Source organism: Pseudoxanthomonas sp., assembly GCF_035999195.1.
Lineage (GTDB): Bacteria > Pseudomonadota > Gammaproteobacteria > Xanthomonadales > Xanthomonadaceae > Pseudoxanthomonas_A.
This window is the reverse complement of sequence record NZ_DASYGY010000009.1, coordinates 416,935-434,198: the sequence shown is the minus strand read 5'-3', so window position 1 is coordinate 434,198 and position 17,264 is coordinate 416,935. Positions and strand designations below refer to the sequence as shown.

Sequence of the window (17,264 nt, the reverse complement as noted above, 5' to 3'; positions counted from 1 at the left end):
GCCGGTCGGTACGCCGGGTTGCGGACACCGGATGCACCGGGACGTCCGCGGCCGGCGCATACGAAAAGCCCCGGACATGCCGGGGCTCTCGTGGAAGGGACGGCGCTCAGCGCGAGGCCGGCTTCTCCTGTTCCAGCAGGTATTCCTTCGAGGGCTCGTCCATCTTGTCGCCCAGCACGCGCCGCACGGCGACGAAGAACACCGGGATCAGCAGCAGGCCGAGGAAGGTGGCGAAGAACATGCCGCCGATGACACCGGTGCCGATGGCGTGGCGCGCATTGGCGCCGGCGCCGGTGGAGATGGCCATCGGCAGCACGCCCATGATGAAGGCGAACGAGGTCATCAGGATCGGCCGGAAGCGGAGATGCGCGGCCGAGATCACCGCATCGCGCAGCGTCCTGCCCTGCTTGCGTTCCATCACCGCGAACTCGACGATCAGGATCGCGTTCTTCGCCGCCAGGCCGATGATGGTGATCAGGCCGATCTTGAAGAACAGGTCGTTCGACAGGCCCGGACGCAGCATGGTGAACAGCACCGCACCCAGGGCACCCAGCGGTACCACCAGCAGCACGGCCACCGGGATGGACCAGCTCTCGTACAGCGCCGCCAGGCACAGGAACACCACCACGATCGACAGCACCATCAGCAGCGTGGCGCTGTTGCCGGCCAGGATCTCCTGGTACGACATGCCGCTCCAGTCGTAGCCGAAGCCCTGCGGCAACTGCTCGGTGACGATGTTCTCCATCGTCGTCATCGCCTGGCCGGAGGAACTGCCCGGCGCGGCCGACCCGTTGATGTTCACCGCCGAATAGCCGTTGTAGCGCGACAGCGAGGGCGGCACCGACGACCACGACGACTGCACCACGTTGGACAGCGGGATCATCGCGCGGCCGCCGCTGGCATCGGTCTGCTGGCTGCTGGGCGAGTAGATCCGCGCCAGCGATTCGGCGCCGGTGCGGTACGGCGCATCGGCACGCATGTTGACGCGCTTGATGCGGCCTTCGTAGAAGAAGTCGTTGACGTACACCGGCGCCAGCATCAGCTGGATGCCGTTGTAGATGTCGCTCAGCGACATGCCCATCGACTGCGCCTGCACGCGGTCCACGTGCAGCTGCAGCTGCGGAGCGTTCTCCAGCGTGTTGGGACGCACGCCCATCAGGCTCGGGTCCTGCGAGGCGGCGCCCAGCAGCTGGTTGCGCGCCGCCATCAGGGCTTCCTCGCCCAGGCCCGCACGGTCCTGCAGCCACATGTCGAAGCCGCCGAACTGCCCCAGGCCCTGGATGGTCGGCAGGTTCACCACGAAGATCTGCGCGCCCTTGATGCCGTAGAAGCGCTGGTTCGCCTGCTGGATGAACTCCGGCACGGTGATGTCGCGTTCGTCCCACGGCTTCAGGCGGATGAAGGCCATGCCGACGTTCTCGCCGCGGCCCAGGAAGCTGAAGCCCGCCACTTCCATCACGCCGTCGAAGCCGTCCATCTGCTGTAGCGTGCCGCGGACCTGGTTGAACACCTGCTTGGTCTTCTGCAGCGAATTGCCCGGCGGCAGCTGGACGATGGCCAGCGCGTAGCCCTGGTCTTCTTCGGGCACGAAGCTGCTGGGCAGGCGGGTGAACAGGAAGCCCGCCAGCACCGTGAGCAATGCGAACACCACCATCCAGCGCGGCGCATGCCTGATGGCCGAACCGATGTGGCCGACGTAGGTCTTCTCGATCCTGCCGTAGTACTTCTCGAACGTGCGGAAAACGATGTTCTTCTTCTCGTGGCTGTCGTGCTCGTGCTGCTTGAGGAACGTGGCGCACAGCGCCGGCGTGAAGCCCAGTGCCAGGAAGGCCGAGAAGGCCATCGAGATGGCGATGGTCAGCGCGAACTGCTTGTAGATCTCGCCCGAGGCGCCGCCCTGCAAGGCGGACGGAATGAACACCGCCGCCAGCACCACGGTGATCGCGATGACCGCGCCGGTGATCTGGCCCATCGCCTTGATGGTCGCCTCGCGCGGCGGCAGCTTCTCTTCCGCCATGATGCGTTCGACGTTCTCGATCACCACGATGGCGTCGTCCACCACGATGCCGATGGCCAGCACCAGCGCGAACATCGTCAGCTGGTTGATGGTGAAGCCGATCAGGCTCAGGCCCCAGAACGTGCCCAGCAGGGCGACCGGGATGACCAGCGTGGGAATGATGGTGGCGCGGAAGTTCTGCAGGAACACCAGCATCACCAGGAACACCAGGATCACCGCCTCGATCAGCGTCTTGACCACTTCCTCGATCGAGATCTTGACGAACGTGGTGGTGTCGTACGGCGAGAACCAGCTGACGCCCTGGGGAAAGCTGGGTGCCAGTTCGTCCATCTTGGCGCGCACGGCGTCGGCCACGTTCAGTGCATTCGCGCCCGGCAGCAGCTGGATGGCGAAGGCGCCGACCGGCTTGCCGTTGAACTGGGTGTCGAAGCCGAAGTTCTGCGCCCCGAACTCCACCCGCGCCACGTCCTTCAGGCGCACGGTCGAGCCATCGTTGTTGGCGCGCAGGATGATCTGCTCGAACTGTTCGGGCGAGGTGAAGCGGCCTTCCGCCGAGACCGTGGCGGTGAACGCCTGGCCCTCGGGCGCGGGATCGGAGCCGACCGAGCCGGCGGCGAACTGCACGTTCTGCGCGCGCACCGCGGTCAGCACCTCGGTGGCCGACAGGTTGTAGCCCTGCAGCTTGCCCGGGTCCAGCCACAGGTTCATGGCGTACTCGGAACCGAAGTGCTGGGTGCTGCCGACGCCCGGCACGCGCGAGATCTGGTCCAGCACGCGCGAGGCGACGATGTCGTTCAGGCGGTTGCGGTCGATGCTCGGATTGTCGGACTGCAGGCCCACCACCATCAGGAAGCCGGCGTTGGCCTTGGCCACCACCACGCCCTGCGCCGTGACCTCGCTGGGCAGGCGTGGCGTGGCGAGCGACACCTTGTTCTGCACCTGCACCTGCGCGATGTCCGCATCGGTACCGGTCTGGAAGGTCAGGGTGATCGAGGCCTGGCCGGCGGAACTGGAGCTGGAGCTGAAGTACAGCAGGTTGTCGATGCCGGTGAGCTGCTGCTCGATTACCTGGGTGACCGAGCGCTCGGTGGTCTCGGCGCTGGCGCCCGGATAGGTGGCGCTGACCGTGACCTGCGGGGGCGCGATGGAGGGATAGGACTCGACGCCGAGGTTGAGGATCGCGATCACGCCGGCCAGCGAGATCAGGATCGACACGACCCAGGCGAAGATCGGGTGGTTGATGAAGAACTTGGGCATGGGGGCGGGTCCTTCTTACTCGGCCTTGCCTGGCGCCGGCGCGGCCTTGGCCTGTGCGGCCTTCGCGGCGGCGGCCTGTTCGGCGGTGACGCCCTTGGCCGGCGCGCCTTCCTTGACCTTCTGCAGCCCCTCGACGATCACCTGGTCGCCGGCGGCCAGGCCGTCGGTGACCAGCCAGTTCGCGCCGATGGCCTGCTGCGTGGTGACGTTCTTGCGAGCGACGTTGCCGTCCTTGCCGATCACCATGGCGTAGGCGCTGACCGTGTCGCGCTGGATCGCGCCCTGCGGGATCAGGAACGCGCCCTTCTGCTCGCCGAGGGTGGCGCGCAGGGTGACGAACGTGCCGGGCAGCAGGGTGCGGTCGGGATTGGGCACGGTGGCGCGCAGCGACACGCTGCCGGTGGCCGGATCCACGACGGTGTCCGAGAAGTCCAGCGTGCCGGTCTGGTCGATGGCCTGGCCGTCGGGCAGGATCACCTGCACCGTGCGCTGGCCGTCACCGGCCAGCTGCACCTTGCCGTCGCCCTGGGCCTGACGCAGCGTCTGCAGCTCGCTCGAGCTCATCGAGAAGTTGGCGTACAGCGAGTCGATCTGGTCGATGGTGGTCAGCAGCGTGGCGTCGCCCTGGCCGACCAGCGCACCTTCGGTGACCTGCTGCTTGCCGGCGCGCCCGGAGATCGGGGCGGTGACCGAGGCGTAACCCAGGTTGATGCGCGCGCTCTCGACGTTGGCACGGGCCTGCTGCACGGCGGCGGCGGCGCTGCGCTCGGCCGCCTCGGCGTTGTCCAGGTCGGAACGGGACACGAACTTCTGCGGCGCCAGCTGGCGGGCGCGGTCGGCGGCGACCTTCGCGTTCGCATAGGTCGCCTGCGCCGAGGCCAGGGTCGCCTGCGCGGCGCTGAGCGAGGCCTGCAGCGGCGCCGGATCGATCAGGAACAGCACCTGGCCTTCCTTCACGTCGCTGCCTTCCTGGTAGACGCGCTTCTGCACCACGCCGGCCACGCGCGCGCGCACGTCCGAGCTGCGATACGGCGACAGGCGGCCCACCAGGTCGCGTTGCAGCGGCACGTCCTGCGGCGTGGCGTTCAGCACCACCACCTCGGGCGGGGGCATCTGCTGCGGTTCGGGCTTGCTGCAGGCGGCCAGGATCGCCAGCAATGCGCTGGCCAGGACGAGGGAGCGGACGGGCGACGTCATGGGGAGACTCCGTTTCTTTTTCTTGTAGACGTGGGAGAGGAAAGCGGTGAGCGGATGCGGCGGCCCGCGGACGCGGCGGTCGGGGTGTCGTCGTCGGGGAGGGGCGCAAAGGCCTTCAGGAACGCATCGATCGCGAACTCGGCCCAGCGGCGGCGCGCACGTTCGCCTGCGCGATGGGCCACGCCGAAACGCTGCCGGTCGAAGTCCATTCCCACGATCATGCTGAGCAGCAGCTCCGCGGCGTAGTGCGGATCGTCATGCCTCAGCCGGCCCTGGTCCATCGCATGCTGCAGCCAGGTGGCGAGGCGCCGGACCAGAGTATCGCAGGCCTGCTGGTAGAGATCGCGTGCTTCTTCGGGAAATTGGTGCGCTTCCGCCGTCAGCAGTCGGCTGGTCGCCACGATGGCCGGATCGCAGAGGTGCCTGAGGTGTTCGATGGCGAACGCCAGCAGTGCGGCCCGGGGATCTTCCACGACCGGCGAGAGCGGCACAGTGGCCAGGTCCTGGTGTTCGGCGATCACGCTGCGCAGCAGTTCCTGCTTGCTGCCGAAGTGCGCGTAGAGCGTCTGCTTGGAACACCCCGCACGCACGGCGACGCTGTCCATGCTGATGCGGAACCCCTGCTCGGCCATCAGCTCGCGCACGGCCTGGTGGACGCGCGCGCGTCGCAGCTCGGATGACGAAGGGGGTGGGGGCGCGCGCATGGAATTGGACTATACCGTCCAGTTCAGAATTTTGACAGGTTTGAAAACAGGGCATTTCCGTGCACAACGCGCTTCGCACTTGTGAAAAACGCGTGACGAGGCGAGGTGCTGGTCCGTGCGGCGCCGAATGTTGTGGCGGTTCTCGTCGATCCGCCGAAGCGCGTGCCGACAAACGCTCCGGGAGCGTCGCGCTAGACAATCCGGCATGCGATTGCAAGCGCGCGCAATGACGCCTCGCAGCAAGTTTTGTCATCGCGTCGGGAGATACAATGACCATTCGACTACCACTTGTTGAGTCACTTCCTGCATGAACGCTGCACGCAGCCCGAAAAAAGCCTCGAAACCGTCGTCCAAACCGGAAGCCGCGAAGGCCGCCACCCCGGTGAGCCCGAAGGCAACGCCCACCAAGAAGGTGGCGGCCCGACCGGAGAAGGCGGCGAAGGCCGCAGCAGAGAAGAACACGTCGGTGGTCAAGGCAGGCGAGGCGTTCTCCCTGGCGCCCATCCTCGAAGCGATCCGCAAGCGCGTGTCCGGCACCGCCGCGCAGGCCGAGGCCCGTACCTTCGCCGAGGCGTTCTACAAGCGCATGGAAGAGGACGAATATCCGCACCACAGCGCGGACGGTTGGGCCGCGATCGCCGCCGATATCCTGGCGTTCGCGCGCAGCCGCAAGCCCGGCACCGCCAACGTGCGCATTTTCAATGCCGCGCAGAAGACGCACGGCTGGGAATCGCCGCATACCGTGCTGCAGATCGTCAACGACGACATGCCGTTCCTGGTCGATTCGGTCAGCATGGCGCTGGCGGAGATGGGCGTGGGCGTGCACGTGCTGGGCCATCCGCTGGTCCGTTTCGCCCGCGACAAGTCGGGCAAGGTCACCGCCGTGGGCGAGGGCAAGCACGAGTCGCTGATGCTGCTGGAGATCGACCGCCTGCCGCCGGACGAGATGGCGCAGGTCGAGAAGCGCATCCGCGGCGTGCTGGAGGAAGTCCGGGCCATCGTGCGCGACTGGTCCAGCATGCGCGAGAAGATGCTGGCACTGGCCGACGACATGGCCACCCGACGCATGCCGGTGGACGACGATGGCCGTCGCGAGGCGCAGGAGTTCCTGCGCTGGGCCGCCGCCGACCACTTCACCTTCTTCGGGTATCGCGAATACCGCGTCGAGAAGCGCACCGGCATCCTCGCCGCGGTCGAGGACAGCGGGCTGGGCCTGCTGCGCGAAGGCGACACCACCCCGCCGCGCAACATCAAGACGCTGGCCGCGCACTACCTGCCGCAGGGCGGCTCGGTGGATGCGCTGATCCTGACCAAGACCAACCGCCGCTCCACCGTGCACCGGCCGGGCAACATGGATTACATCGGCGTGCTGGAGTTCGACGCGCAGGGCAACCCGATCGCCGAACAGCGCTTCATCGGCCTGTACACCTCCAGCGCCTACAACCGCCGCCCGTGGGAAATTCCGCTCGTGCGCGAGCGCCACGAGTACGTCATGCAGAAGTCCGGCCTGTCGCCCAGCGGCCACAGCGGCAAGGCGCTGCGCCACATCCTGGAGACGTTGCCGCGCGAGGAACTTTTCCAGTCCAGCGACGAGGAGCTGTTCCGCACGGCGATGGGCATCCTCGGCCTGCAGGAGCGCGTGCGCAGCAGGCTGTTCCTGCGTCGCGACCGCTACGGCCGCTTCTATTCCGCGCTGGTCTACATCCCGCGCGAGCGCTTCAACACCGACGTGCGCCTGCGCATCGAATCGCTGCTGAAGGACGCCATGCGCGGCGAGTACGCCGACAGCAGCGTGCTGCTGGGCGAATCGCCGCTGGCGCAGCTGCACATCACCATCCGCCCGAAGGCCGGCGAACAGGTCGAGGTCGACACCTCCGCGCTGGAAGGCGACATCGCCCACCTGCTGCGCAACTGGCAGGACGACCTGCGCGAGACGTTGATCGCGCGCCACGGCGAGTCCAAGGGCCTGCTGCTGGCCGGCGGCTACGGCCGTGCGCTGCCGGCGGGCTACATCGAAGTGGTGTCGCCGGAAGGGGCTGCGCGCGATGTCGAGCATCTCGCCTCGCTGTCCGGCCCCGATGACCTTCGACTGAGCCTGCACGAGTCCCGCCGCAAGCGTCCGGGGCAGGGCCGGCTGCGCCTGAACCTGTATCGCCAGGAAGCCGACATCCCGCTGTCCGACGCGCTGCCGCTGATGGAGAACATGGGCCTGCGCGTGATCTCCGAGCATCCGTTCCGGCTGGAGACCGCACAGGGTGCGCGCTACATCCAGGAGTTCGAGGTCGAGCCGGTGGGCGGCGATTTCGACGTGGAGCGGCTTGCGCCCGCGTTCGAGGACGCCTTCGCCCGCGTGTGGCACGGCGATGCCGAGAACGACGGCTTCAACAAGCTGGTGCTGGGCGCGGGCCTGGCCTGGCGCCAGGTCGCGCTGCTGCGCGGGTACTGCAAGTACCTGCTGCAGACGGGTGTGCCGTTCTCGCAGAGCTATGTCGAAGAGACCCTCAACCGCTATCCGTTGCTGGCCCGCCTGCTGGTGGAACTGTTCGAAGCCCGCTTCGATCCGGCGACCGGCAGCGAGAGCAAGGCGCAGATCAAGGAAGGCCAGGAGCGCTTCGCCGCGCAGCTGACGTCGCTGGCAGGCGGCGACGAGTCGGCGCAGAAGACGCTCGCCGCGCTGGTCGAGGCCCGCGGCGGCAAGCGCGAGCAGCAGATCGAGGCCGCGCACCAGTCGCTGCTGAAACTGATGGACCGGGTGTCGAGTCTGGACGAGGACCGCATCCTGCGCGGTTTCATGGGCGCGATCGAGGCCACGCTGCGCACCAGCTTCTACCAGACCGGCAAGGACGGTAAGCCGGCGCACACCATCAGCTTCAAGTTCGATTCGGCCAGGGTGCCGGACCTCCCCAAGCCGCGTCCGTACCGCGAGATCTTCGTCTACGGTCCGCGCGTGGAAGGCGTGCACCTGCGCTTCGGCCCGGTGGCGCGCGGCGGCCTGCGCTGGTCCGACCGCCGCGAAGACTTCCGCACCGAGGTGCTGGGCCTGGTCAAGGCGCAGATGGTGAAGAACACCGTCATCGTGCCGGTCGGCGCGAAGGGCGGCTTCTTCGTCAAGCGTCCGCCGGCCGGCGGCGACCGCGATGCCGTGCTGGCCGAAGGCATTGCCTGCTACAAACTCTTCATCCAGGGCCTGCTGGACATCACCGACAACATCGTCGGCAACAGGATCGTGCCGCCGGTCGACGTGGTGCGCCACGACCAGGACGATCCGTACCTGGTCGTCGCCGCCGACAAGGGAACGGCCACGTTCTCCGACATCGCCAACGGCTTGGCCATCGCGCACGGCTTCTGGATGGGCGACGCGTTCGCCTCCGGCGGCTCGGTGGGCTACGACCACAAGGGCATGGGCATCACCGCGCGTGGTGCATGGGAGTCGGTCAAGCGCCATTTCCGCGCGCTCGGCCGCGATTCGCAGACGCAGGACTTCACCTGCGTGGGCATCGGCGACATGTCCGGCGACGTGTTCGGCAACGGCATGCTGCTGTCCGAGCACATCCGCCTGGTCGCCGCGTTCGACCACCGCCACATCTTCCTGGACCCGAATCCGGATGCGGCGAAGTCGTTCAAGGAACGCGACCGCATGTTCAAGGTGCCGCGTTCCAGCTGGGCCGACTACGACGCCAAGCTGATCTCCAAGGGTGGTGGCATCCATCCCCGCAGCGCGAAGTCCATCGAGATCACGCCTGAAGTGCGCGCCGCGTTGGGCATCGCCGACGGCGTGAAGGCGATGACGCCGAACGAGCTGATGAGCGCGATCCTGAAGGCGCCGGTCGACCTGCTGTGGAACGGCGGCATCGGCACGTACGTCAAGGCGGCCAGCGAGACGCACGCCGACGTCGGCGACCGCGCCAACAACGGCTTGCGCGTCGACGGCCGCGACCTGCGCTGCAAGGTGGTGGGCGAGGGCGGCAACCTGGGCCTGACCCAGCTCGGCCGCATCGAGGCCGCGCAGCATGGCGTGCTGCTCAACACCGACTTCATCGACAACTCCGCCGGCGTGGACACCTCCGACCACGAGGTGAACATCAAGATCCTGCTCAACGGCGTGGTGCAGGCGAAGAAGCTGTCGATGGACGCCCGCAACAAGCTGCTCGCCGACATGACCGGCGAAGTGGCCGACCTGGTGCTGTGGGACAACTACCGCCAGAACCAGGCCATCAGCCTGATGGAGCGGATGAGCGTGTCGCGCCTGGGCTCCAAGCAGCACTTCATCCAGACGCTGGAATCGCAGGGGCTGCTGGATCGCCAGATCGAGTTCCTGCCGTCGGACGCGGAGCTGGCCGAGCGCAAGGCGCGTGGCCAGGGCCTGACCCGTCCCGAGCTGTCGGTGCTGCTGTCGTACGCCAAGCTGGTCGCATTCCAGCAGCTGCTGGAATCGGACATCCCCGAGGATCCGTACCTGTCCAAGGAACTGCAGCGCTACTTCCCCCAGCCGCTGCAGAAGAAGTACGCCTCGGAGATGGAAAAGCATCGCCTGAAGCGCGAGATCATCGCCACGGCGGTGACCAACACCACCATCAACCGCATGGGTGCGACGTTCCTGCTGCGCATGCAGGAAGACACCGGCCGTTCGCCGGCGGAAGTGGCCAAGGCGTTCACCATCACCCGCGAGACGCTGGATGCGCGGGCGCTGTGGAACCAGATCGATGCGCTGGACGGCAAGGTGCCCGAGTCGGTGCAGATCGACGCGCTGCAGGTCATCTGGCAGGTGCAGCGCAACTTCACCCGCTGGCTGCTGACCCGCCAGGGCCCGATCCCGGCCATCGCCACCGCCGTGGAGCGCTACCACGACGGCTTCAACGAAATCCGCGCCGCCGACGGCGTGCTGCCCGACTCGCTGCGGCCGGCGTACAACGCCAGCCTGCAGGCGTGGAAGGACAAGGGCCTGCCTGCCGCGCTGGCCGGCCAGATCGCGGCGCTGCCGTACCTGGAGCCGTCCTGCGACATCATCGAGCTGGCCCGTGCGCGCAAGCTCAAGCCGGTCGAGGTGTCCAAGGTCCACTACCGGCTGGGCGAAGCCCTGCACCTGCCGTGGCTGCAGGACCAGATCGAAGGCCTCAAGGTGGATGGACGCTGGCATGCGGTGGCGCGTGGCGTGCTCCGCGACGAACTGGCTGCGCACCAGCGCACGTTGGCGAATCAGGTGCTGTCGCTGCCGGGCGGCAACGCCGAGGCCAAGGTCAAGGCATGGCTCGGCCGCGACGACGCCGGCCTGCGCTTCACGCTCAACATGCTCAACGAGCTGGCCGCGCAGAAGACGCTGGATTACCCCACGGCCTCGGTCGCCGTGCAGCGGCTGGGACAACTGGCGTCGCAGGGCTGATCGTCGCGATGCGGCCGGCGCACGCCGGCCGCGTTTACTGGCTAGAATCGGGGCGACCTGCGGGTTGCCCCTTTTTTTTCCGGAGATGCGGCATGCGCACGATCGCAGGATGGCTGTTGTTGTCCTGGGCCCTTTCGACCGGCGCCGCGGAGCCGCGGCGGCAGGTGGGGCAGGTGAGAGGACAGCCGGTCTATGCCGACCAGCTCATCGGGGACAGCACGCAGGCGCGTGCGGACAGCGCGCGCGCCCTGTTCATGGCGCCGACTCTGCGCGCCTGGATCCGCGACCATGCCGCGGACGCGCAGCCGACCATGCCCGAGAAACGCCGCGCCGAGACGGCGATAACGGCGTACGCCGCCTGCAGCGGCAACGGCTACACGCTGCCGGAGGATCCCGCCCTGAAGGACGGCGTGCTGGGCATGCTGCTCGGCAACGTGAAACTGCAGAAGCGGCTGCATGAGGAATACGGCGGTGGCCGCCTGCTGTTCCAGCAGGGTGGCATCGAAGCCTTCGATGCGACGCGAAGGATGCTGGAAACACGCGAAGCCGACGGCGCATTCGCCATCACCGATCCCGAGGTCCGCAGGCTGGCCTACGACTACTGGACCCGCGACCACGGCGCCTTCATCATCACCGACCCCGACAGGATCGCGGCGGCGCTCGACGTGACGTCGGCGATCGCCCGTTGTCCCGCCTGATCCAACGCGCCGTCCATCTGGAGCCACGGATGTCCCATCCCCGCATCGCCTTTCTCGCCAGCCCCACGCCGGAAGCGCAGGAGGCACTGGCCGCGCTGCAGTCCGAACACGGTGCGCACGCGCCCGACCAGGCCGACGTGCTGTGCGCGCTGGGTGGCGACGGCTTCATGCTGCAGACGCTGCACCGACACGGTGCGCTGGGCAAGCCGGTGTTCGGCATGAAGCTGGGCACGGTGGGTTTCCTGATGAACCATTACCGCGCTGACGGTCTGGTCGAGCGGATCGCCGCCGCGGAGCCGGCCAAGCTGCGTCCGCTGGAAATGCAGGCGCTGACCGAATCGGGCACGTCCACGTCGTCGCTGGCCTACAACGAAGTGTCGCTGCTGCGGCAGACGCGACAGGCGGCGCACATCCAGATCGACCTCAACGGCGAGACGCGGCTGGACGAACTGATCTGCGACGGCGTGCTGACCGCCACGCCCGCCGGCAGCACGGCCTACAACTTCTCCGCCCATGGACCGATCCTGCCGCTGGGCTCGCACACCATCGCGTTGACGCCGATCGCGCCGTTCCGCCCCCGCCGCTGGCGGGGCGCCATCCTCAAGGCCGATACCGAGGTGCGCTTCCGCGTGCTGGACCCGTACAAGCGCCCGGTCAGCGCCACCGCCGACTCGCACGAAGTACGCGACGTGGTGGAGGTGACCATCCGCGAATCGCGCGACCGCACGGTCACGCTGCTGTTCGACCGCGAGCACAATCTCGAAGAACGCATCCTCAGCGAGCAGTTCATGACCTGAGCGGGCCGCGCGCCGACGACGTCGTTTCGCCGCAGTGCGGCTTGCCGCGTCATGTAACACATGTTATGCAGCCCCGGTCGCCGTTCGGTCCGCATCCACCCGGGGAGGGGTTTCGATGCCGTTGAAGTGCGCTGTGGCGCTGTGCGCCGTCCTGGCCGTGGCCGATGCCGCCGCCTGCAACCTGTCCACCGGCATCATCCCGTTCGCGAGCGTGCCCGCCGCGAACGCGGCCGATGATGCCGGCCTGAAGGCACCGGTGCTGGAACTGGTCAGCCTGACGCGCGGCGTCGATGGCCGGGCCTCGTGCGATGCCAGCGGGCTGCTCACGCTGAGCGTGGAATGGCCGCGCGGTACCGATTACAAGCTGCGCGAGCTGGGCTTCGAGTTCCATGTGGTCGGCGACGACCCGCTGACCATCTTTCCGCGCGAACCGGTGGCGGGGCGGGTGGACGGGCGACGCAGCGAATTCGTCTTCCTGTGGCGCGATGGACCACCCGCGCAGCAGCTTCCCATCGACATGGTGGTGGAGGTGCGGGCGGTGACGGCCGACAACCGTCGCGGCCCGCCGGCCCAACTGCGGATCGCGGCGGCACCCGGCGGCTGAGTGCGTCTCGCCGTCCGCGCCAGGGATCGCCGATACTGTGCGCCATGGCCGACAACACCCCCCGCCTGCTGACCGTCGCGGTCACCTCGCGCGCCCTGTTCGATCTGGAAGAAAGCCACGCGCTGTACGAGCGCGAGGGCGTCGAGGCATACAGCGATTTCCAGCGCCGTCACGAGGACGACGTGCTCGCGCCCGGCATCGCGTTTCCGGTCGTCCGCAAGCTGCTGGCGCTGAACACGGGAGCGCCGGCCGATGCGCCGCGCGTCGAAGTGATCCTGCTCTCGCGCAACTCCGCCGACACCGGGCTGCGCATCTTCAACTCCATCCAGCACTACGGGCTGGGCATCGTGCGCGCCACCTTCACCGCCGGCGAACCGACCTGGCCCTACGTCAAGCCGTTCGGCACGGACCTGTTCCTGTCGGCCAACCCGGACTCGGTGCGGCGCTCGCTCGAGCACGGCATCGCCGCGGCGACCATCCTGCCCGCCGGCGCACCGCAGCTGCGCCACGAGCACCAGCTGCGCATCGCCTTCGACGGCGACGCGGTGATCTTCGGCGACGAGAGCGAGCGGATCTCGCGCGAGCAGGGTGTCGAGGCGTTCGGAAAGCACGAACAGGAACGTGCGCGCGAACCGCTGTCCGGCGGTCCGTTCCGCAACTTCCTGTCGGCCCTGCACCAGCTGCAGCAGGTGTTCCCGGCGGACGAACGCTCGCCGATCCGTACCGCGCTGGTCACTGCGCGCTCCGCGCCGGCGCACGAGCGCGTCATCCGCACGCTGCGCGAATGGGGCGTGCGCCTGGACGAAGCGCTGTTCCTGGGCGGGCGCCACAAGGGGCCGTTCCTGGAGGCCTTCGGCGCCGACATCTTCTTCGATGACTCGCAGCACAACATCGACAGTGCCCGGCATCACGTCGCCGCCGGTCACGTTCCCCACGGCGTCGCCAATCCGTGACGCCTGTCCCTCTGCGCCTGTCCGGGCGCAAGGGGGCGTCCCGATAGGTACAGGCACGAGCCATTCCGCAAACACGCGGAGCCCGGGGAGCGTGTCGTGTGCCTGGAAGAGCGCGAAGGTCGCCTGTATCTGGTCCACCGCCGGCGGGAGTGGGGCAGCCAGCGGATCATGGAGGAAAAGTTCTACGACCTCGAACTGCCGGCCGCCGGTTGCCGCGTGATCAGGCACGGCGGAGAGGGTCCCGATTTCTGGGCGTACGTCGAAAGCGGTCGGCGCCTGCATTACGTGAGCTACTGGTTGCCCAACAAGATCCGCGTGATGCGTCGTCCGCGTGCGGCGCCGGATGAGCTGCAGGTGCTGTCGCCGCACTTCGCGCGCATCGGTCCGTTGCTGTACTGCCGGGGCGCCTGGGTGCCGGACGCGGATGCCGAGCGTTTCCAGACGGTCCCCGAGACCCGCTTCGCCCATGACGGCGAGCGCGTCTATGCGTTCACCATCACCGAGGGACTGGACGTGCTGGAGGACGCGGTATGGCCGCTGCAGTTCCTGCGGCGCTGCGAGCATTTTGCCGATCGTCGCGATTTCTACTGGCAAAGCAGCTGGACGAGACGGATAGAGCGGGTGAGCGGATACACGCGGATCGACGCGTACGAAAAGAAGAACGTCCTGCTGGCCCATGTCTGGGGCGATACCGAGCCTGGCGACGAGACGGAGGCGCAGGCGCGCGACGAGATGATCGACCGCGTGCGCACGGTCGCCGACCTGTTCCGGCTCGTGGTGCCGGAGACCGGCATGGCATGGGCAGGCGCGCCCGTGGTCGACGGTCGGGCGTCGCCCGAACCGGCATCAGAGCGGCAGCCGGATGTCGGTCAGTCGCCAGCGCATCCCCTGGCGGGTGAGCACGAACACGACCGGATCGCCGTCGGCGTCGTGCACGGTGGCGGTGAAGCGCGATAGCGACTCGTAGCGGTGCTCGGCATCCTTCAGCGGCTCGGCCGGGACGGCCGGCGCATAGGTGTCGCCACCGACCGTCTCTCCGAGGGCGCGCTTCCACGTCGCGCGTCCCTGCAGGATGGCGGCGATGCCCATGGGCGTGACCAGGGTGTCCACGCCGCGCCCCAGCACCTGGTTGGCGATGGACAGCGCGGCCGCCCCGAACAGGTTGGACGACACGTCGGGTCCGGCGCGGCGCGCGAGGGAATCCTCCACCTGCGCCCGCAGGTTGACGCGCAGCGCCGGGAAATCCACATGCTTCTGCAGCCTGGCGGTGTCCTGCTCCGCCAGCGCCGTGCGGATGCCATGCAGGGCGAGATAGGGGCCAGCGACCACATACGTGGCCAGTCCCAGCAGGAAAACCAGCAGTACGCCGCCGACGAGCCACTTCTTCATCCGCACCGCCTCCAGGTCAGAATTCGAGATCCAGCGCCGCGCACAGGTAATCGACGAACGGTCCAAGCGTCTTCAGATCGCCCGCGAGCGTCTGGCGCAGGCGCGGCCCGCTCATCGTGGCATCGTCCAGCGAGCGCCAGAACACGAAGTTGCGGTGCTTCAGGTCGTCGATGAACTCGAAATCCGCCGGAAACCCGCGCGGCGGCCGCACCAGCTTCTCGCTCTCCTCGAACTCGAAGCGGCGCCGGAACGCGGGATCGTGCGCGGCCTTCTTCCAGCTGCCGGGGTTGTCGAGGATGAACTGGCGGACGCGGCGCTGCGTATCCGGCTCCGGATGCCACAGACCGGCGCCCACGAAGCACTCGCCCGGCTGCAGGTGCAGGTAGAACGACGGCGCAGGCACCTGCTTGTGGCGTTCGTGATACAGCCGCGCACCCTGCCACGATTTGTAGGGCGACTTGTCGCTGGAGAAGCGCGCGTCGCGGTAGATGCGGAACAGCGAACCGCCCACGGTCTTCGGATCGGACCGGAAATGCAGGCTGACGGCCGCCAGGTCCGGCTGCAGGTCGGTCAGCAGGCGCAGGAATGGCTGGCGTACGTGGTCTTCGTACTGCGCCTTGTGGTCGTTGAACCAGGTCTTGTCGTTGTGGCGCGCCAGCCCGCGCAGGAACCTGAAACTGGCATCGGAGAAGTAGGTGGCCATGGTCGCCATTCTAGACAGGCCGGTGTCATCGAACCGGCAAGATCGCCCTCGACGTGCAGCTACAGGCCGGCCTGCAGGTCGTCGCGCCAGTGCTGGATCCTGTCCAGCAGGGCCAGCTTTTCCGGATCGCCGGCCTGCGTGCGGCGCAGGTCGGCCACTTCCGCATCGAAGCGCTCGAAGCTGTACTCGGACAGCCCGCTGTCGGTGGACAGGCGCTGGCGCCGGTAGTCGTCCCAGCGCTGGCGTTCGCCGGCGGACAGGGTGTCGGGCCAGTTGCGTGCGCGATAGCGGAACAGCAGCTCCGGCAAGCGCGGGTCGCGGAAGCCGAAATCGCGCTGGCCCAGCAATGCGGGCGGGGTGGTGCGCACGTCGGAGAACCGGCGCTTGTCGGCGTCGGCCAGGAAGCCGTCGTAGAGCGATCCGTCCACATCGCCGGCCGGGAGGGCGCGTTCGCCGGCGAAGACCTGCCGCACTTTCTCGGCCAGGGCCGGACCGGCCTGGCGCAGGATCGCGGCGTTGCGCTCGCAGCGCACCGGATCGATGCCGAGCCGGTCCAGGTCCGCCGGGCGCAGGTGCGACCACGCGACCAGCGCCGGTGTGCGGTTGAGGTGGACCTCCTTCAGCGGAATGCGCTGTTCGCCTTCCGGAAGGTCGGCGGCCGGCGTGTAGAGCCGGTCCGCGATGTCGTCCGGCGACATCGACAGCAGCGGCGCCGGATCGCTGTCCAGGTCGAACACCACCACCCGGTTGTCGATGCGCGGATGCCGGGTCAGCGGCAGCACCGGCGCCGCGCACAGCCGGTGCGCAGGATAGCGCTGCGAGACGTGCAGGACCGGCAGCATGGCGATGCTGTCGAGCAGCCGCCCGGCGAAGCGCTTGTCGCGCAGCTGCAGCGCGTAGTCCCACAGGCGTGGCTGCGCCTGGCGCATCAGGCGCGCCAGGCCGATCGTCGCGAACACGTCCGACAGCGCCTCGTGCGCATCGCCGTCGCGCACGCGATTGGCCAGTGCCAGCTGCTCGAGCTTGAACGAGGTGGCGCCGTCCTCCCGCTTCGGCCAGACGATGCCGTCGGGACGAAGCGCATGCATCAGCCGCATCACGTCGAGCAGGTCCCAGCGCGAATTGCCGCCGCGCCACTCGCGCTCGTACGGCTCGTGGAAATTGCGGAACAGGCCGTGGCGGACGAACTCGTCGTCGAACCGCAGGCTGTTGTAGCCCAGCGTGCAGGTTTCCGGCCGGCCCATCTCGTCGGCGATGCGGGCGAAGGCTTCGGCTTCGTTCACGCCGTCACGCTGTGCCTGCTGCGGGGTGATGCCGGTGATCAGCGTGGCGACGGGCGAGGGCAGCAGGTCGTCGGCCGGCTGCACGAAGAAGCTGATCGGCTCGTCGATGACCTCCAGCGCGGGGGTGGTGCGTACGGCCGCGAACTGCGCCACGCGGCTGCGCCTGGGGTCGGCGCCGAAGGTTTCGAGATCGTAGAAGAGAAAGGTTCCCGCCATCAGAAGTCCACCATCGGCGCATCATTGTCATATGCCGTTGCGACGGCCTCATTGCCCCGCCAGCCG

The 17,264-nt window shown here is 68.0% G+C and carries 12 protein-coding genes; 6 read left to right on the top strand and 6 right to left on the bottom strand.

What is annotated here, in order from left to right; translation table 11 throughout:
- Positions 1 to 106: 106 nt before the first annotated feature.
- From VGN58_RS09170 to VGN58_RS09160, 3 genes are read right to left on the bottom strand one after another with little or no spacing between them, the layout of a single operon-like run.
- Entirely contained in the window at positions 107 to 3,274 is a 3,168-nt protein-coding gene (locus tag VGN58_RS09170; RefSeq protein ID WP_327482941.1) for an efflux RND transporter permease subunit, read from the bottom strand.
- Between the two features lie 15 nt (positions 3,275 to 3,289).
- A complete protein-coding gene (locus tag VGN58_RS09165) occupies positions 3,290 to 4,471 on the bottom strand; it encodes an efflux RND transporter periplasmic adaptor subunit (protein WP_327482940.1) in 1,182 nt (393 codons plus the stop codon).
- On the bottom strand, positions 4,468 to 5,175 hold the full coding sequence (locus VGN58_RS09160; protein WP_327482939.1) for a TetR/AcrR family transcriptional regulator: 708 nt from the start codon (positions 5,173 to 5,175) through the stop codon (positions 4,468 to 4,470). Before VGN58_RS09160 ends, VGN58_RS09165 begins: the two co-directional genes overlap by 4 nt.
- 307 nt (positions 5,176 to 5,482) lie before the next feature.
- Between VGN58_RS09160 and VGN58_RS09155 the strand changes: the two genes are divergently transcribed.
- From VGN58_RS09155 to VGN58_RS09130, 6 genes are all read left to right on the top strand, one after another.
- Entirely contained in the window at positions 5,483 to 10,555 is a 5,073-nt protein-coding gene (locus VGN58_RS09155) for an NAD-glutamate dehydrogenase (RefSeq protein WP_327482938.1), read from the top strand.
- 92 nt (positions 10,556 to 10,647) lie between these two features.
- Positions 10,648 to 11,253 carry a hypothetical protein gene (locus tag VGN58_RS09150; RefSeq protein ID WP_327482937.1) on the top strand — a complete coding sequence of 202 codons (606 nt, stop codon included), beginning with the start codon at positions 10,648 to 10,650 and terminating at the stop codon, positions 11,251 to 11,253.
- Positions 11,254 to 11,282: 29 nt separating this feature from the next.
- Positions 11,283 to 12,050: an NAD kinase gene (locus VGN58_RS09145; RefSeq protein WP_327482936.1), complete on the top strand. Its 768-nt coding sequence runs from the start codon at positions 11,283 to 11,285 to the stop codon at positions 12,048 to 12,050.
- 115 nt (positions 12,051 to 12,165) lie between these two features.
- Positions 12,166 to 12,654, top strand: a complete 489-nt coding sequence (locus VGN58_RS09140; protein ID WP_327482935.1) for a hypothetical protein — start codon at positions 12,166 to 12,168, stop codon at positions 12,652 to 12,654.
- 44 nt (positions 12,655 to 12,698) lie between these two features.
- On the top strand, positions 12,699 to 13,607 hold the full coding sequence (locus VGN58_RS09135; RefSeq protein WP_327482934.1) for a 5'-nucleotidase: 909 nt from the start codon (positions 12,699 to 12,701) through the stop codon (positions 13,605 to 13,607).
- A gap of 96 nt (positions 13,608 to 13,703) precedes the next feature.
- Complete coding sequence (locus VGN58_RS09130) at positions 13,704 to 14,564, top strand: hypothetical protein (protein WP_327482933.1); 861 nt, start codon at positions 13,704 to 13,706, stop codon at positions 14,562 to 14,564.
- Here VGN58_RS09130 and VGN58_RS09125 read toward each other — a convergent pair.
- From VGN58_RS09125 to sbcB, 3 genes are read right to left on the bottom strand one after another with little or no spacing between them, the layout of a single operon-like run.
- On the bottom strand, positions 14,454 to 14,996 hold the full coding sequence (locus tag VGN58_RS09125) for a DUF2939 domain-containing protein (protein ID WP_327482932.1): 543 nt from the start codon (positions 14,994 to 14,996) through the stop codon (positions 14,454 to 14,456). The two genes, VGN58_RS09130 and VGN58_RS09125, sit on opposite strands and share 111 nt — an antisense overlap.
- Before the next feature lie 16 nt (positions 14,997 to 15,012).
- Positions 15,013 to 15,699, bottom strand: a complete 687-nt coding sequence (locus VGN58_RS09120) for a DUF2461 domain-containing protein (protein WP_327482931.1) — start codon at positions 15,697 to 15,699, stop codon at positions 15,013 to 15,015.
- A gap of 59 nt (positions 15,700 to 15,758) precedes the next feature.
- On the bottom strand, positions 15,759 to 17,198 hold the full coding sequence (sbcB, locus tag VGN58_RS09115; RefSeq protein ID WP_327482930.1) for an exodeoxyribonuclease I: 1,440 nt from the start codon (positions 17,196 to 17,198) through the stop codon (positions 15,759 to 15,761).
- Between the last annotated feature and the right edge of the window lie 66 nt (positions 17,199 to 17,264).

Excerpts from the sequence above, each read along its gene's own strand:
- VGN58_RS09170 (WP_327482941.1), bottom strand. The coding sequence starts at position 3,274 with ATGCCCAAGTTCTTCATCAACCACCCGATCTTCGCCTGGGTCGTGTCG.
- VGN58_RS09165 (WP_327482940.1), bottom strand. The coding sequence starts at position 4,471 with ATGACGTCGCCCGTCCGCTCCCTCGTCCTGGCCAGCGCATTGCTGGCG.
- VGN58_RS09160 (WP_327482939.1), bottom strand. The coding sequence starts at position 5,175 with ATGCGCGCGCCCCCACCCCCTTCGTCATCCGAGCTGCGACGCGCGCGC.
- VGN58_RS09155 (WP_327482938.1), top strand. The coding sequence starts at position 5,483 with ATGAACGCTGCACGCAGCCCGAAAAAAGCCTCGAAACCGTCGTCCAAA.
- VGN58_RS09150 (WP_327482937.1), top strand. The coding sequence starts at position 10,648 with ATGCGCACGATCGCAGGATGGCTGTTGTTGTCCTGGGCCCTTTCGACC.
- VGN58_RS09145 (WP_327482936.1), top strand. The coding sequence starts at position 11,283 with ATGTCCCATCCCCGCATCGCCTTTCTCGCCAGCCCCACGCCGGAAGCG.
- VGN58_RS09140 (WP_327482935.1), top strand. The coding sequence starts at position 12,166 with ATGCCGTTGAAGTGCGCTGTGGCGCTGTGCGCCGTCCTGGCCGTGGCC.
- VGN58_RS09135 (WP_327482934.1), top strand. The coding sequence starts at position 12,699 with ATGGCCGACAACACCCCCCGCCTGCTGACCGTCGCGGTCACCTCGCGC.
- VGN58_RS09125 (WP_327482932.1), bottom strand. The coding sequence starts at position 14,996 with ATGAAGAAGTGGCTCGTCGGCGGCGTACTGCTGGTTTTCCTGCTGGGA.
- VGN58_RS09120 (WP_327482931.1), bottom strand. The coding sequence starts at position 15,699 with ATGGCCACCTACTTCTCCGATGCCAGTTTCAGGTTCCTGCGCGGGCTG.
- sbcB (WP_327482930.1), bottom strand. The coding sequence starts at position 17,198 with ATGGCGGGAACCTTTCTCTTCTACGATCTCGAAACCTTCGGCGCCGAC.